Source organism: Parahaliea mediterranea (assembly GCF_003402235.1).
GTDB classification, from domain to species: domain Bacteria; phylum Pseudomonadota; class Gammaproteobacteria; order Pseudomonadales; family Halieaceae; genus Parahaliea; species Parahaliea mediterranea.
This window is the reverse complement of record NZ_QEWO01000003.1, coordinates 77,138-91,240: the sequence shown is the minus strand read 5'-3', so window position 1 is coordinate 91,240 and position 14,103 is coordinate 77,138. Positions and strand designations below refer to the sequence as shown.

The following is a 14,103-nucleotide window of genomic DNA, read 5'->3' as shown; positions in this document are numbered from 1 at the left end:
GCAGTGGCTTCCGGTGCTGCGCTTACTGGACGATAAACTCGGTGAACAGAACATTGCGCACCGCCAGCTCGGGCTGTGGCTGGGCCATGGGTTCGCGCAGCAGGTCCATCACGCCGGCCACCAGCTGCTGTTTGCCATGGGTGGAAATCAGCTCGGCCGCTTCCTGGCCGGAGAACAGCGTCAGCAGGCGGCTGCGCAGCTGGGGCATGTGCTGGGTTAGAAAGTCGCGGGTGGCCTCGTCACCCACCTGCAGCGACACCCCGGCATACAGCAGGCGATTGCCGTAGCCGTCGGTCTGCAGGTTGACGGTAAAGGGCGCGATGTCCACAAAGATCGGCGGGCCAGACTCGCTGACCTCGGCCACTTCCTCGCTGGCGCCGCTCTCGCCCTGGCGGGTGAGCAGGTAAATATTGGTGGCCGCCAGGCCCGTGGTAATGAACAGCAGGGCTATGACCAGCCACCACATTTTGCGCGAATCGCCTTGTGTATTTGCCATGGTTTGCGTTGTTACACCGGTTTCTGGGTTGAGGGATCAGCGGCGACAGTATGCTCGGCCGGCGCTCACGCTAATGGCGTGAATAGGCCCATGATTCATGCTTATTCCGCTGGTTTGTGTCGCTTGGGTGCTCAGGCGTAGAGATCGATGGCGCTGCGCAGTGGCGTTGCGCTGGCCGGGCCGGCCAGTGCAGCGGATGCGGCCTCGTCTGCCTCGCCCTCGCCGGGCGCAAACAGGGCGCTGCCCGGGTTGCGCTCACCCTGGCCGCGGGCCTGGTCGCTTCCTGCCTGGTCACGCCCGGGCTGGTCGCTCACCGAGGCATCGGCCAGTGCAATACCCTGCTGGGCCAGTGCTTCGCGCAGTTGTGGAATGGCCTGCTCCACCGCGCTGCGCACGCCGGCGTGGGCCGACAGGAACTGCGCCTGGGCGCCCTGTTCGTCCACCTTCAATGAAATGGCCAGCGGGCCGAGGTCGGCCGGGTGAAGCTGCAACTCCACCTGCTGCAGGCCGCGCTGGTGCAGGGCGCCCACCTGCTGCCCCAGTTGTGCCTGCCAGGCCGGCGAGGCCAGCGGCGCGCTCAACACCGGGGCGGGCCCGGCATTCGGCGCGCCGGCGCCACGGCCTGCACTGGCAGCGCGTGCTTCGGCGCCGGTGGCGGCAAGGCCCTGGTTGTTGCCGGCCTCGCCGGTGCGGCTGCTGCCTTCGCCTGCCGTGCGCTCAACGCTGGCGGCGCTGCGGTAGTGCTTTGCTTCTTCCACGCTGGTGTCCGCGCCTGTATCCACACCCGAGTCCACGCCCGGCCCGGTGCTGTTGGCTTGGCTGGCAAGGGCGGCATCACCGGTGCGGGTGGCGCCCGCCGGTGAGTTTTGAGCGCCAGCCTGCAGCGCGGCGGTGGCAGATGTTGTGGCTGGTGTTGTGGCTGGCGTTGTGGCGGGCGTTGTGGTGGGAGTGGTCGCGAGTGCTGTGACAGGCGTTGCTGTGGCCGTTGTGGCTGGCGTGCGTGGCGCAGTGGTTGAAGCTGAGCCTGGCACACTGCTGCGTGTTGTCGCTGCGTCCGTTTCACTATTGGCACCCAGGTTATTGTTCGAGCCGCCAGGGGCGCTCAGCCAGGCCAGGGGGGGATCCGCCGTGGGCAGCACTGCCGAAGGCGGCTCGGTGGCCGGGCGCTGCAATCCAGCCGCGCCCATCTCGCCGGCATTCAGGCCGGCGTTCAGGCCGGCAACGGTGGGCGCCACCACGGCGCCCTGGGGCAGTGTGGGTTCTGCGGTTGGCTCGCCCGCGGCCTCGTCACCGGTGCTTGGCCGGGTTGTGGCCGGGGGTTTGCCGGCGCCCAGTGCGCTGGCCAGTGCCTCGGCGGCAGAGCCTGCATCCACCGGGGTCGGCAGGGCGGCCAACAGGGCGGCAAAGTCGGTGCCCGGGGCGCTGCCTTTGTCAGCGGTGCCTTTGTTGATTGCGCCATTGTTCACAGCGGCATTGCTGACAACATTGGGGCCGAGGGCTGGAATGGGGCTGGTTTGCATGGGGAGGTCTCCTGGAATCGGGGGCGCTACCACTCGGCCTGTTCCGCCTGCAGGCGCAGGCGGGCACTGTGGTTGCTGGTGAATTCGTCGTTCTGCAATAGCTCCCGGCGCCGGCTTTGCTGCTGTTCGCGCTGCTGCTGGCGGGTGGCCAGGGTGTCGAAGCTGGACAGGCGCTGGCGCTCCTGCCGCCACTGCTGGCGGCTGCCTTCCACGCGTTTTTCCTGCTGCTCGGCGCCGCTCTGGGCGCGCTCGATGGCCTTGTCCAGCGACTGCAAAAAGGCGCGGAAGTTGGCCAGTGTGGCGGCGTCGGTGCCATCCTGCAGGGCCACCTGCATGCGCTCGGCGTATTCGCGCCGGTACTGGCGCAAAGCGGCCAGCTGGTCGCTGGCCTGCTGGCTGCGCTGGTGCTCCTGTGCCAGGTTGCGCCCGGCCCGGTCACAGGTTTTTTGCGCCAGTTCGATCAGGGTGTTGAGCGGTCCGTTCATGTCGCTTGCCCCACTATGCGGCCCAGCAGTGAACGGCTGTCGTCCACGGTGGCCTGTTCGTTGATGCCTTGTTGCAGAAATCGCTCCAGTGTCGGGTACAGGGCCACGGCGCGGTCCAGTGCCGGGTCGCTGCCCGGACTGTAGGCGCCAACACTGATCAGGTCGCGGTTGCGCTGGTAGCGGGAAAACTGCTGCTTGAAGTGCTGGGCGCTGTGTTGCTGGGTGCTGTCGGTAATGGCCGTCATGGCGCGGCTGATGGACGCCTCAATATCGATGGCCGGGTAGTGCCCGGCCTCTGCCAGCTGCCGCGACAGCACAACGTGGCCATCCAGAATGGCGCGGGCGGCATCGGCAATCGGGTCCTGCTGGTCGTCGCCTTCGGTCAGCACGGTGTAAAACGCGGTGATGGAACCGCCCCCGGGGCGACCGTTGCCGGCCCGCTCAACCAGCGCCGGCAGTTTGGCAAACACCGACGGCGGGTAGCCCTTGGTGGCCGGCGGCTCGCCAATGGCCAGAGCAATTTCCCGCTGCGCCATGGCGTAGCGGGTGAGGGAATCCATAATCAGCAGCACGTTGCGGCCACTGTCGCGAAAGTGCTCCGCCAGGCGCGTTGCGTAGGCGGCGCCCTGCAGGCGCAGCAGGGGCGAGTTGTCGGCCGGGGCCGCCACCACCACCGCCCGCCGGCGGCCCTCGTCGCCGAGGATGTTGTCGATAAAGTCTTTGACTTCGCGGCCGCGCTCGCCGATCAGGCCCACCACAATCACGTCGGCGCTGGTGTAGCGCGCCATCATGCCCAGCAGCACCGATTTGCCCACGCCGGAGCCGGCAAACAGCCCCATGCGCTGGCCGCGGCCGACGGCCAGCAGGCCGTTGATGGCGCGAATGCCCACGTCAATCTGGGTGTCGATGGGGCTGCGTGCCAGCGGGTTCAGGGGCGGGGAATTGAGGGCGCCCAGGGCGGTGTCCGCCAGTGGGCCGCCGTCATCCAGCGGGTTGCCGTTGCCGTCCACCACCCGGCCCAACAGGGCGTCGCCCACCGGAAAGTGGCGCTCGCCGCCACGGTCGTTGTCGGACAGGGGAATGACACGGGCGCCGGGGGTGAGCCCGCTGATCTCCTGCAGGGGCATGAGGAACACCCGGTCGCCGGCAAAGCCGACCACTTCGGCCTCGGCATAGCGGGCCGCGCCGCTGGCACCGGACAGCTCCACCCGGCAACCGGCGCCCAGGGGCACCGTCAGGCCCACGGCCTCCAGCACCAGGCCGGTGGCGCGCACCAGCCGGCCGCTGGCGATGTAGTTGCGGCTGCCGGCCACCCGCAGGCGCACCTTCTCCAGCGTGCGGCACCACTGGGCCGGGTGCGGGTTGTGCGCAGCGGCGCCGATCACAGGGGGCCTGCCGGGTGGGCGCCGTCGCGGCTGCCGGGCTGGCGCACGCGGGTCATGATCTGCTGCCAGCGGCTCTCCCGGGTGGCGTCCAGTTCGCCGCTTTCGCACAGCACCCGACAGCCGCCGCGCTGCAGGGCCTCGTCGGCCTGCAGGATCCAGCCGGCGGCGCTGAATTCTTCCTCCAGCCCGGACTGCACCAGCTGCAGGTCATCCGGGTGCAGGCGCAGGCGGGGCTGGCCTTTGAGCAGGGGCTCGTCCTGCATCAGTTGGCGCACCAGCGCCAGAATGTACGCGGGGCTGGCCAGCAGCGCTTCGCCGGCCAGCTGGCGGCCGGTTACCAGGGCCAGGTCTACCAGTTCGTCGGCCACGCGGTCGTCCAGTTCCTGCAGGGCATCCTGAAAGGTCTGCAGCAGTTGGGCCATCGGTTCGAGGGCGTTACGTGTTGCCTCGCGTGCCTCCACCAGCCCTTCCTGGCGCCCGGCCGCCAGGCCCTCGGCGTGGCCGGCTTCGCGCCCAGCGGCCAGGCCCTGGCGGTAGCCGGCATCGCGGGCCCGTTCCAGCTCCTGCTGGCGCAGGCTCTCGAATTCGGCGCGCTGGGCCAGGGCGCGCTGGCGGGCGGTGGCGGCGTCCTGGCGGGGGTCGGGCTCGCCGGGGGCAATGCGCGCCAGCTCGTCCATGCGCCAGGTGCGCCATTCGCCCCGCAGGGCCTGGGTGCGCGTGCTGCGCCCAGAATTAGGTTCAGACATAGGTATCGTCGCCTCCCGCCAGTACAATTTCACCGCTGTCCGCCAGGCGCCTTACCACCTGCAGCACCGCCTTTTGTTCGTTTTCCACGTGCGACATGCGGATCGGGCCAGAGGCCAGCATGTCTTCGCGCAGCAGGTCGGCGGCGCGCTGCGACATGTTGCCCAGGAATTTGTCCACCACCTCCTGGGGGGCGCCCTTCAGGGCCACCATGAGGTTGCTGGTGTTGATCTCCTTCAGCACCAGTTGGATGGCGCGGTCGTCCAGGTCCACCATGTTCTCGAACAGGAACATCTCGTCGATGATCTTCTGTGCCAGGTCTTCGCTGTGGGCGCGCACGGTGTCGATCACCGACTCCTCGTGGCTGGAATTCATCAGGTTGAGAATTTCCGCCGCGGTGCGCACCCCGCCCATCTTGCTGCGCTTTAGGTTCTGGCCGTTGAGCATGCTGCCCAGCACTTCGGTCAGCTCCTGCAGGGCCGCCGGCTGCACGCCGCTGAAGGTGGCAATGCGCAGCACCACGTCGTTGCGCAGCTTGTCGTCGAACAGTTCGAGAATATCTGCAGACTGGCGCCGCTCCAGGTGCACCAGAATGGTGGCGATAATCTGTGGGTGCTCGTCGCGGATCATCTCCGCCACCAGGCTCGGGTCCATGATGTTGAGGGCGTCGATCCCCGAGTTGGTGCCGCTCTGCTCCAGAATGTCCTCGATCAGGCTGGAGGCGCGCTCGCTGCCCAGGGCCTTGGTGAGAATGGCGCGAATGTGGTCGCTGGTGTGCAGGTTCAGCGCGGCGTATTCCTGCGCTTCCTGGTGGAAGGCCTCCAGCACTTCGCGCATTTCCGCGTGAGACACCTGGCCAAGGCTCGCCATTTCCTGCCCCAGCTCCTGTACTTCCCGCGCCGACAGGTGCTTGAACACCTCGGCGGCGCTGTCTTCATCCAGCGCCAGCAGCAGGATGGAGGCGCGGCGGGCGCCGCTCATCTTGACCTTTTCACTATTCATACTTGGCGATCCAGTTGCGCACGATCATGGCGACAATGGCGGGTTCTTCCGCGGCCATTTCCTTGAGGTCGGCCAGGTTCTGCTCGTAGCCAGAGGGCTTGCGGCGGCGCCCACCCGGCTCTTCGTAAACCGGGGCAGCGGTATCGTCGCCGCTGTGCTCGTCATCCGCCGCGCCCACAGTGGCGCTGAAGCTGGGGCCGGCCACGGGGGGCTCGGCAACCGGATGGCGGCTTTCGCCGTAACGCTTCACCAGCGGCCGCAGCAGGCTGAAGTAAAGAACCAGCGCCGCCAAAAATACCAGCAGGTAGCGGCCAAGCTGCAGAATCAGCTGCTGCATGTCGCTGGATTCCCACCACTGGCGCTCCACCACAGGCACGCGGGTTTCAGTGAAGGGGCTGTTGACCACCTCAATGGCGTCGCCGCGCGCTTCGGAGTAGCCCACGGCCTGGCGCACCAGGCGGGTAATGTGCTGCAGCTGCTCGTCATCCAGGGGCAGCTGCACCGGGTTGCCGTCTTCGTCGACGGATTCCCGGTAATTGACCACCACTGCCACCGACAGGCGCTCCACACTGCCGCGCTGGTGTTGGGTGTGCATTACATTGCGGTCGAGTTCGTAGTTGATGACATCGTCGCGCTGCAGGCTGTCGGGGCGGGCATCGGCGGCCTCGCCTTCGTCATCGGTTGCGGCGTCCGGGTAGTTGATGGGGGAGGGCGCCGCGCCCGGGGGCGTATTGCTCAGGGCGCCGGGCACGCCGCGCGCCGCCTGTTCGCTGCCGCTGAAGGCGGTGCTGGTCTGGGCGCTGCGCACTGCCGCTGTGTTGTCGCCCTGGTTGGGGGCGTAGCGTTCGGCGGTTTCCTCGCGGCTGGCAAAGTCGATTTGGGCGGCCACCTGGGCGCGCAGATTGGCGGCACCAAGCAGGGGGGTAAGAATGTGCTCAATGCGCTGGCGGTAAGAGCGCTCCACTTCCTGGATATAGTCCAGCTGGGTGCCATCCAGGTTGCTGCCATCGGCGGCGGTGCGCGACAGCAACTGGCCGCGCTGGTCCACCACCGTTACGTCTTCGGCGGCCAGTTCCGGCACACTGCTGGACACCAGGTGCACAATGGCATTCACCGCGCCTTCGCCCAGTGCCCGCCCACTCTGCAGGGTGAGCACCACAGAGGCCTTGGCTGGCTGGTGGTCGCGCACAAACACCGAGGGGCGCGCCAGCGCCAGGTGCACGCGGGCGCGGGACACCGGCCCCAGCGCTTCGATGGATGCGGCCAGCTGGCTTTCCAGCCCGCGCTGGAAGTTCACCTGCTCCTTGAACTGGCTGACGCCAAAGGCCTGGTTATCCAGCACCTCAAAGCCCACATTGCCACCGCGGGGCAGGCCCTGCTCCGCCAGGCGCAGGCGCAGGCTGTGTACCTGGTCTTCCGGCACCAGCAGCGCCTGGCCGCCGGCGGCAAAGCGGTAGGGCACACCGCGCTGTTCCAGTTCGCTGATAATGCGCCCGCCATCGGCTTCGCCAAGGTTGCTGAACAGCACCCGGTAGTTGGGGGCGCTGGCCCACAGCAGCAGGGCCGTGACAACGGCAATAGCGGCGGCGCCACCCAGCAGCAGCGGAATCAGTGGTCGGCTTCGCAGTTGCTCAAGCAGGCCGGGTTGCGCCTCGGTGGCGGTGCCGGCCTGTTGTGGCCTGCTCTGGGCAGTTGACGGGCCCTTGCTCATGCGTTTCCTCTGGGCAACAGCTTCTGTTGAAAGTTTTGCGTTCGCCTGCCGATACAGTACGTGCAACAACAGAGTGGGTCGGTGAGCGATTCACCTGGTCGGCGGGCGTTTTCTTTACGGCGGCCATTATCCGCACCCCCTGTCACGGTAAAGGCGAGAAAAGCACCGTCTTTTATTGTTATTTGCCGCGATGGCCCCGGGCAGCGCGCTGCTAGCATGCGCTTCACTGCTATCACCGGAGCCACACAACCATGAGTAGCGAGGCCACCCAGTCCGCCCTGACGCAAATAAACAGCCTGGCCAGCCAGGCCGCCGGCAACGCCATCAAGGGCAGTCAGGTGAACACCGCCGTGGGCGGTGCCAGCTTTGGCGAGGCCCTCTACGGCGCCGCGCGCCGCATCAACGACCTCAGCCACAACGCCACCCGCAAGGCTGAAGCCTTCCAGCGCGGCGAGCCGGGCATTGAACTGCACGATGTAATGATGGACGGGCAGAAGGCGAGCATCGCCTTCGAACTGGGGGTGCAGGTGCGCAACCGCCTGGTGAGTGCCTACAAAGATGTGATGAACATGCAGGTGTAAACGCCTGCATCTATAACGGTGTAAAGCCTGCGGTTATCGCAATGGCTTGCGCCGCTTGCAATTGGGTGCTGGTAAAAAGCAGTCCTGGCTAGGCCCCGGCACCTTCGGTACGTTTATGTACCTCATACACAGACCGATACCATGCAACCACCGCGGCCGGCACCGATATCAGGCCATACTGCCAGGAGGTATCGGCAATGCTGTTTTCAAAAAGCAGCATCTCCACACCGATGGCAACGCCCTGAATAACAACCAGAAACAACAGCAGGGAAGAGAGCGGCTTTAACTTAAACGCCGCCACAACCGCAAGCAGCACCGCCCCGCCCGGCACGGCGACCACAAGGGCCACAAAAAAACTCAGGCTGCCAATGTAGGCAAGCTCCAAACCAATGGAGCGCGCCGCAATGCCCACCAGCACCGCGTGAGCCAGTGCGGCAAACACCGACGTGGCAATGGCCGCGGGCAAAAGGCGTTGAAAAAGGCGGCGAAGCAGCGAACGCCTGCCGCCAGGGTTGAGTGGGGTGCCCTTCCTGGGCGCTGCCCGGTCAAATACAGGCTCCATGACGTATTCCGGCTTGAGTGGCTGGTGAGGGCTATTATGTGTACTGGCCTGCCTCGGGCAAAGGGCCGCAGGCTATAAAAAAGGGTTTCCAAACGATCTGGTTGGAATGGATGGCTTGTGACCTGATCAAAAAACGATCGCTGGTTGGGGTGTAGAGTTCGGAGGAACAGTGGCGAGAACATCGCCGTATTGAGTAAAACGCGACCTCTCGCCAATTGAGTACCTGGTGACCAAAAAATCGGTCGAACCACTAATTTGTGCGTGGAACTGATCAGGGGCTACTTACACGGATATACAGCTTGACGCTGTTGCGCAACGCGCTACACTGTAGGCCATGATCAAGACTTTCAAGCACAAGGGGCTAAAGCTGTACTACGAGACGGGTAGTAAACGTGGCATCCAGGCTAAACATGCGGGACGCCTACGAATGCAACTAGCTGCTTTGGATAGCGCAATGGAAGTCTCGGATATCGACATTCCTGGATACAAGCTGCATCCGCTCAAAGGTAATCGCAGAGGCATTTGGGCCATATCTGTTAGCGGCAATTGGCGGTTGACCTTTGAGTTTCGTGAGGGGCATGCGTATCTGCTTGATTATGAGGACTACCACTAATGGCTATGTACAACCCACCCCATCCCGGTGAATTCATCCTGGCAACTTACATGGAGCCATTCGGCCTTAGCTGCCGTTACCTGGCAAATAAGCTGGATGTTTCACCGTCCACATTGAACCGGATACTCAAGCTCCAAAGCGGAGTCAGCCCGGAGATGGCTCTCCGTCTTTCCAAGGCACTGGGACGCAACCCCGAGAGTTGGCTTGCCATGCAGGATGCCTATGACCTTTGGCATACAGGTAGGCGTGTCAAGCTGGATAAAGTGCAAAAAGTTGAACTTACCGCTGCATAACAGATGCACTGAAAATAACCCTTCAAGCACTTACAAATCGGAAGTTGCCGCTTGGGCGTCAGCCGTTTCAATCGGTAACTGTACTTCAAAATCGCAGAAACGATACCGTGCACTTCCGAATTGCCAAGACTCCTTTCGCTAGATGAGGCGTTCCTACTTGCGACAAACAGGCGGTCTGATGGAACCCTTGAAATAAACCGATGTACCGTGGTGATTGGCACTCTTAACAACGAAAACTGGGCCGACGATAACCTCAGAAAACCAGTTTATGAATTTTCTCCAAGGATATGCGAACCCCGGGGTTTAAACCACACTAAAGACCGCTTTGAGGACATCTGAGATATGAGTATGCGCATTGGTGTATGTATTGGATCACTTGCCTGCGTACTAGCTTTTGTCTGTGCTCACCTGAGTTTTGCACCGTTTACACCGGCAGTTGTATCAGTCTTCGCTACCGTGCCGCTGTCTGTCGTTGCAATTCTATTAGGTGCAATGCGACTGGGCATCTTCGCTCTGTACTGGTCATTCGTCACGGTAATGGCATTCCCGACAGTCATGTCATCAGAATCGGCTAACCTATTGTATGTGATTTACTTCTGCGGAATTGCGCTAGGCTTTTGGCTTGCTATTAATTCTATTGGAAAGGGTAAATCGAGGATCCGGTAGCTCGGCCTCAATAGATGTCTGCTATGAGAACGATTCTACCTAGATTGCGCTTGGATTATTTACTTTTAAATGGAGTCAGCAGTCGACCCACAGAGTACAGCTTGCCAGGCGCAAATCAGTTTGGGCTCGGCGTATGTTCTATTTCTTTATGTAGCCAACCAAGAGACGGTACATCCGTCTACGTGTGGGCCATCCGGTACATTCCAGCGCATGAGGATGCATCTGGAAGAAGCTTGCTATCCAGGCCACCCCTACAACAGGGAATGGTGTGCGCCGAACCTCCTTGAAGCTCTCCGAGGAGCGCGCAATGCCAATTCAAAGTACCATTTCAACGAAGCGTGGCAAGAAGAATTCGAAGCGTACGCGCAGCGCAGGGCACAGTCACTGAACCGCCGTAGTCAGGAACAGAGTTACTAAGGTTCTATTGACCGCCCTAAGGACAGCGCTAATACATTATCGACTTTGATGCCCAGGTACCCGACCGTGCTCTGTCGTTTAGTGCGGCACATTAAATGGGTGCCATATTTCTCCGGCGATAAGCCGATTGTCCCCATCCATGAATTGCCAACGCGGGAGTTCATTCCAATCAGCGGTAACGCGCGATGAAAAAAGGGCGCCGACTGGCGCCCTGAACACGAGATGGGGATCTCGTTGGGATGCGTTAGCCCAGCAGGGACAGTACGTTCTGCGGAACCTGGTTGGCCTGCGCCAGTACAGAGGTGCCCGCTTGCTGCAGGATTTGCGCGCGGGTCATGTTGGAAACCTCAGTTGCGTAGTCGGCGTCTTCGATGCGCGAGCGGGCAGCGGACAGGTTGGTTTCGTTGGTTTGCAGGTTGGTGATGGCGGACTCGAAGCGGTTTTGCACAGCACCGAGGTCGGAGCGCAGTGTGTCAACAGTGCTCAGTGCGGCGTCCAGGCTAGCCAGCGGGTTGTTGCTGGAACCGGTGGACAGGCTGTCGGCAGTCAGTTCGGAACCATCCACATTGAACGCTGCAGTGCCGGGGGTGGCAGTTGTGTCGGCGTCCTGGGGGTCCAGGGCAACGTAAAAGGTATGTGCGGTGCCGTCTGCGGCAACTTCAATACCCTGGTTGGCCAGCGTGGCAGCGGCACTTTCACCGGCGGCGTCCGCGGTCAGCGTAATGCTGACTTCGGCGTACCAGTTGCCGTTGGCATCGACTTGCGCGTTGCCGGTGCTGGTGTCGGCGATGGCCACACTGCCGTTGCCGGCCAGACCCAGGGATACCTGCAGATCGGCGGAGAAGTCGTTGATGGAGGTGGTTGTTACCGCAGTGGTGTCGCCGTAGGCGGCTTTCATCGCGTCAGTCGGGCCACCGGTTTGCGCAGTGAGCTGCAGTCCGGCAGTGCTGGTGTCGGTGTCGGCCGGGCCGGATACGTTGAAGGTGCTCAGCCCCAGGGTGCTGGAGGTGATTTCCTTCAGGCCAACGCTGATGGATTCGCCGTCGTTGGCGCCAACCTGGATGTTCAGGCTGGTGTCTGCCGCCAGTACTTTCACGCCGTTGAAGTCAGTCTGCTCGGAGATGCGGTCGATCTCGGTCAGGCGCTGGTCGATCTCAGCCTGAATGGACTTCAGGTCGTCACTGGAGTTGGTGCCGTTCTGGGATTGCACGGTCAGCTCGCGGATGCGCTGCAGGTTGTCGTTCACCTGGTTCAGGGCGCCTTCAGCGGTTTGCGCAACGGAGATGCCGTCGTTGGCGTTACGCTGGGCCTGGGACAGGCCGGTGATTTGCGCGCTCATGCGGTTGGCGATGGCCTGGCCGGCGGCGTCGTCTTTGGCGCTGTTGATACGCAGGCCGGAAGACAGTCGCTCCATGGCGGTCTGCAGGGCGCTCTGGGATTTGCCCAGGTTCTGCTGGCCGATCATTGCGGTAATGTTGGTGTTGATCACTGACATAAGTATGTCCTTCTGTTTTCGACTGATTCGTTAATAGTCCGGCGGGTTCGTTTCAGTCGAGCTGATCGCGGTTCCGCCGCAACGGCGCCAAATGCCGTTACCCCTTATTTCGGCGGATTTCGCCCAAGCTTTAGCCCCTGCTTTGCAAATCCCTCGCGCCGGGTGCGCGCTTAAAGAATGCCGGCGCTGTGCCGATAGGCAGAACGAGTGCCGTCACTGGCATTGCAAATCGAGTGCAGGCAGGAGTGCAGCGACATGAGCGAAGACAGGGAGCCCGGGCGAATCCACAACCCGGCGCTGATACAGGAACTGATGACCACGCTGACCCTGCCCGGCATGGCGGCCCTGGTGCTGGATGCGCGCGGCGAGTCACCCCTGCCGGTGGTGGTGGAGCGGGCCGAGCCCGGCGGCGAGGTGGTGGTGGACATCACCGCCACCGGCCACCACGCCCCGGCCATCATGCGTCAGCGCGATCTGCAGTTGGTGGGGCGCAATGCCGACGGCCTGCTGCGCACGCCGCCGTTGCCGGTAGTGCGGGTGGAAACCCACGGCGGGCGCCAGCGCTGTGTGTGCCGTTACCCGGACTTTCTGGAGCAGCACCAGCGACGCGAGAGCTATCGCGCCACCCTGCGCTTGGGCATGCGCGCCGGCGTGCTGCTGCGCCTGGCGGGTGCCGCCGGTGCCATTCAGGGTGATTTGCGCGACGTCTCCATGGGCGGTTGCCAGGTGAGCCTGCCGGCCTCTGCCGCCGACGGGCTGGATGCCCCGGCGGAGCTGGAGCTCTGCTTTGTGAACGGCACCCGTTTTGTGAGCGGGGCCCGTGCCACCCGGCATGTGGTGGAGGCGGGGGGCGCGGTGATTGAGGTGGGTTTTGCCTTTGACCGCCTTAACAGTGAGCAGGACCGGCAGCTGTGGTTCATTGTGCGCGAGGTGGAGCGTGAAGCGGCCCGCAGCGCCAGCGACGAGCAGTCCGGCCTGCAGCCGTCTTCCCTCTTTATACCGCGCGATGGCGAGGCAGAGGTTGGGCTTGGCAACGACTTCAGCTATCCCACACCCATGACCCGGCGCCTGGCGCGGGTGGCCGATTACCTGAGCGGCCAGCTGCTGGCGCTGCGCGAAGGGGCGCTGGTGGATCCGGTGTTGTTGTCGCGCGTCGCCGACCGGCTGCTGGTGCTGCAGGAAGAAGACCGCGAGGGCCTGCTGCTGGCGCTGGCCCTGCTGCCCCCGCAGCGCCCACTGATCCAGCAGTCGCTGGCGCTGGCTGTACGGCTGGTGGACATGGGCGCTGCCCTGCGCATGCCGCGCGACCTGCTGAAGGCGCTGGCCGCCTGCGCCCTGCTGCACGACCTGGGCCGAGTGCTGGTTGAGGGAGAGGGTGAGGGTGATAGAGAAAATACGCATAAGGCGGCGGAAGCCGGCATCGATGGCCACGGCCGGGCCGCGGCCCTGGCAGCATTGCGCCCGCGCCTGCAGCGCTGCCAGTGGCTGTCGGAGGCGGTGCGCGAGGCGGTGCTGGAGGGCGCTTATGAGCGCCTGGACGGCAGCGGCGCCCCCCACGGCTGGCGCGGCGAGGCGCTGCACGAACTCACCCGCCTGGCCAGCGTGGCGGTGGCGGTAGAGCAGCTCGGCTGGCCCGGCGCGGGCCGGGCAGCCCTGGCGGCACCGGCCTGCCGTGCGTATGTGCAAGCGCGCCCCGAGGCGTTTGATGCGCGCTGGGTGCAGCGTTACTTCAATCACTTTGGCGATTTGCCGGTGGGGGCGCCGGTAGCCCTCGGCGATGGCCGCCGCGGCTGGGTGGCGGCGCTGGATGCCGAAGGGCGCCCCCAGGCCCTGCAGCTGCGTGCGGGCGGCGGTGGTTATGGTGATGATGGCGGCGGCCCCGCTGCGCCGTTGTCTGCCGACTCGCTCGGCGAGGTGCTGCGCGATGCGGCGCTGGCCGCGGTGGGCCCGCTGCAGGCCCTTGCACGTGAGGCAGGCGCGCAATGGATAGACGCACGCCAGATAGGTTCGCGCTTCACACCCTAAAGAATTGGCCGCCCCGGCCGAAAGCAGTAAATAGCGCGCTGGCAAGGCCCTGTTCCGCCCTTGGGCGGCGGCCAACTGGCGCACAATAGGCCACTGTATGGATGAGGT

General features: G+C 64.1%; 13 protein-coding genes. 4 read left to right on the top strand and 9 right to left on the bottom strand.

From position 1 onward, the window contains the following. Positions 1 to 22: 22 nt before the first annotated feature. From fliL to fliF, 7 genes are all read right to left on the bottom strand, one after another. Positions 23 to 496 (bottom strand): flagellar basal body-associated protein FliL, encoded by a 474-nt coding sequence (fliL, locus tag DDZ17_RS09830; RefSeq protein ID WP_116366368.1) that lies wholly within the window; start codon positions 494 to 496, stop codon positions 23 to 25. Between the two features lie 131 nt (positions 497 to 627). Further along, on the bottom strand, positions 628 to 2,016 hold the full coding sequence (locus DDZ17_RS09825) for a flagellar hook-length control protein FliK (RefSeq protein ID WP_116366366.1): 1,389 nt from the start codon (positions 2,014 to 2,016) through the stop codon (positions 628 to 630). Between the two features lie 26 nt (positions 2,017 to 2,042). Then, positions 2,043 to 2,501, bottom strand: a complete 459-nt coding sequence (gene fliJ / locus DDZ17_RS09820; RefSeq protein ID WP_116366364.1) for a flagellar export protein FliJ — start codon at positions 2,499 to 2,501, stop codon at positions 2,043 to 2,045. After that, the gene (gene fliI, locus DDZ17_RS09815) at positions 2,498 to 3,835 is read right to left on the bottom strand and encodes a flagellar protein export ATPase FliI (RefSeq protein WP_206613537.1); all 1,338 of its coding nucleotides are present in this window, start codon (positions 3,833 to 3,835) and stop codon (positions 2,498 to 2,500) included. Before fliI ends, fliJ begins: the two co-directional genes overlap by 4 nt. 47 nt (positions 3,836 to 3,882) lie before the next feature. Further along, positions 3,883 to 4,632, bottom strand: coding sequence for a flagellar assembly protein FliH (locus DDZ17_RS09810; protein ID WP_116366362.1), 750 nt, complete (start codon positions 4,630 to 4,632; stop codon positions 3,883 to 3,885). Beyond that, a complete protein-coding gene (gene fliG, locus DDZ17_RS09805; RefSeq protein WP_241505853.1) occupies positions 4,625 to 5,632 on the bottom strand; it encodes a flagellar motor switch protein FliG in 1,008 nt (335 codons plus the stop codon). The genes DDZ17_RS09810 and fliG overlap by 8 nt, the downstream gene beginning before the upstream one ends. Next, positions 5,625 to 7,343, bottom strand: coding sequence for a flagellar basal-body MS-ring/collar protein FliF (gene fliF / locus DDZ17_RS09800; RefSeq protein WP_116366360.1), 1,719 nt, complete (start codon positions 7,341 to 7,343; stop codon positions 5,625 to 5,627). The genes fliG and fliF overlap by 8 nt, the downstream gene beginning before the upstream one ends. A 251-nt stretch (positions 7,344 to 7,594) precedes the next feature. Here fliF and fliE point away from each other — a divergent pair, with 251 nt between their 5' ends. Next, positions 7,595 to 7,924 carry a flagellar hook-basal body complex protein FliE gene (gene fliE / locus DDZ17_RS09795; RefSeq protein ID WP_116366358.1) on the top strand — a complete coding sequence of 110 codons (330 nt, stop codon included), beginning with the start codon at positions 7,595 to 7,597 and terminating at the stop codon, positions 7,922 to 7,924. Positions 7,925 to 8,012: 88 nt separating this feature from the next. Here the strand turns inward: fliE and DDZ17_RS09790 are convergent, their stop codons facing one another. Beyond that, positions 8,013 to 8,486 carry a hypothetical protein gene (locus DDZ17_RS09790; protein WP_157976562.1) on the bottom strand — a complete coding sequence of 158 codons (474 nt, stop codon included), beginning with the start codon at positions 8,484 to 8,486 and terminating at the stop codon, positions 8,013 to 8,015. Positions 8,487 to 8,820: 334 nt separating this feature from the next. On the opposite strand from DDZ17_RS09790, the gene DDZ17_RS09785 reads away from it, so the two are divergent. Then, complete coding sequence (locus DDZ17_RS09785; RefSeq protein ID WP_116366353.1) at positions 8,821 to 9,099, top strand: type II toxin-antitoxin system RelE/ParE family toxin; 279 nt, start codon at positions 8,821 to 8,823, stop codon at positions 9,097 to 9,099. Then, on the top strand, positions 9,099 to 9,392 hold the full coding sequence (locus DDZ17_RS09780; protein ID WP_116366351.1) for a HigA family addiction module antitoxin: 294 nt from the start codon (positions 9,099 to 9,101) through the stop codon (positions 9,390 to 9,392). The genes DDZ17_RS09785 and DDZ17_RS09780 overlap by 1 nt, the downstream gene beginning before the upstream one ends. Before the next feature lie 1,327 nt (positions 9,393 to 10,719). Here DDZ17_RS09780 and DDZ17_RS09775 read toward each other — a convergent pair. Continuing rightward, a complete protein-coding gene (locus DDZ17_RS09775; protein ID WP_116366349.1) occupies positions 10,720 to 11,970 on the bottom strand; it encodes a FliC/FljB family flagellin in 1,251 nt (416 codons plus the stop codon). 255 nt (positions 11,971 to 12,225) lie between these two features. On the opposite strand from DDZ17_RS09775, the gene DDZ17_RS09770 reads away from it, so the two are divergent. Then, a complete protein-coding gene (locus DDZ17_RS09770) occupies positions 12,226 to 13,995 on the top strand; it encodes a flagellar brake protein (RefSeq protein WP_116366347.1) in 1,770 nt (589 codons plus the stop codon). Positions 13,996 to 14,103: the final 108 nt, after the last annotated feature.

Excerpts from the sequence above, each read along its gene's own strand:
- fliL (WP_116366368.1), bottom strand. The coding sequence starts at position 496 with ATGGCAAATACACAAGGCGATTCGCGCAAAATGTGGTGGCTGGTCATA.
- DDZ17_RS09825 (WP_116366366.1), bottom strand. The coding sequence starts at position 2,016 with ATGCAAACCAGCCCCATTCCAGCCCTCGGCCCCAATGTTGTCAGCAAT.
- fliJ (WP_116366364.1), bottom strand. The coding sequence starts at position 2,501 with ATGAACGGACCGCTCAACACCCTGATCGAACTGGCGCAAAAAACCTGT.
- DDZ17_RS09810 (WP_116366362.1), bottom strand. The coding sequence starts at position 4,632 with ATGTCTGAACCTAATTCTGGGCGCAGCACGCGCACCCAGGCCCTGCGG.
- fliG (WP_241505853.1), bottom strand. The coding sequence starts at position 5,632 with ATGAATAGTGAAAAGGTCAAGATGAGCGGCGCCCGCCGCGCCTCCATC.
- fliF (WP_116366360.1), bottom strand. The coding sequence starts at position 7,343 with ATGAGCAAGGGCCCGTCAACTGCCCAGAGCAGGCCACAACAGGCCGGC.
- fliE (WP_116366358.1), top strand. The coding sequence starts at position 7,595 with ATGAGTAGCGAGGCCACCCAGTCCGCCCTGACGCAAATAAACAGCCTG.
- DDZ17_RS09790 (WP_157976562.1), bottom strand. The coding sequence starts at position 8,486 with ATGGAGCCTGTATTTGACCGGGCAGCGCCCAGGAAGGGCACCCCACTC.
- DDZ17_RS09785 (WP_116366353.1), top strand. The coding sequence starts at position 8,821 with ATGATCAAGACTTTCAAGCACAAGGGGCTAAAGCTGTACTACGAGACG.
- DDZ17_RS09780 (WP_116366351.1), top strand. The coding sequence starts at position 9,099 with ATGGCTATGTACAACCCACCCCATCCCGGTGAATTCATCCTGGCAACT.
- DDZ17_RS09775 (WP_116366349.1), bottom strand. The coding sequence starts at position 11,970 with ATGTCAGTGATCAACACCAACATTACCGCAATGATCGGCCAGCAGAAC.
- DDZ17_RS09770 (WP_116366347.1), top strand. The coding sequence starts at position 12,226 with ATGAGCGAAGACAGGGAGCCCGGGCGAATCCACAACCCGGCGCTGATA.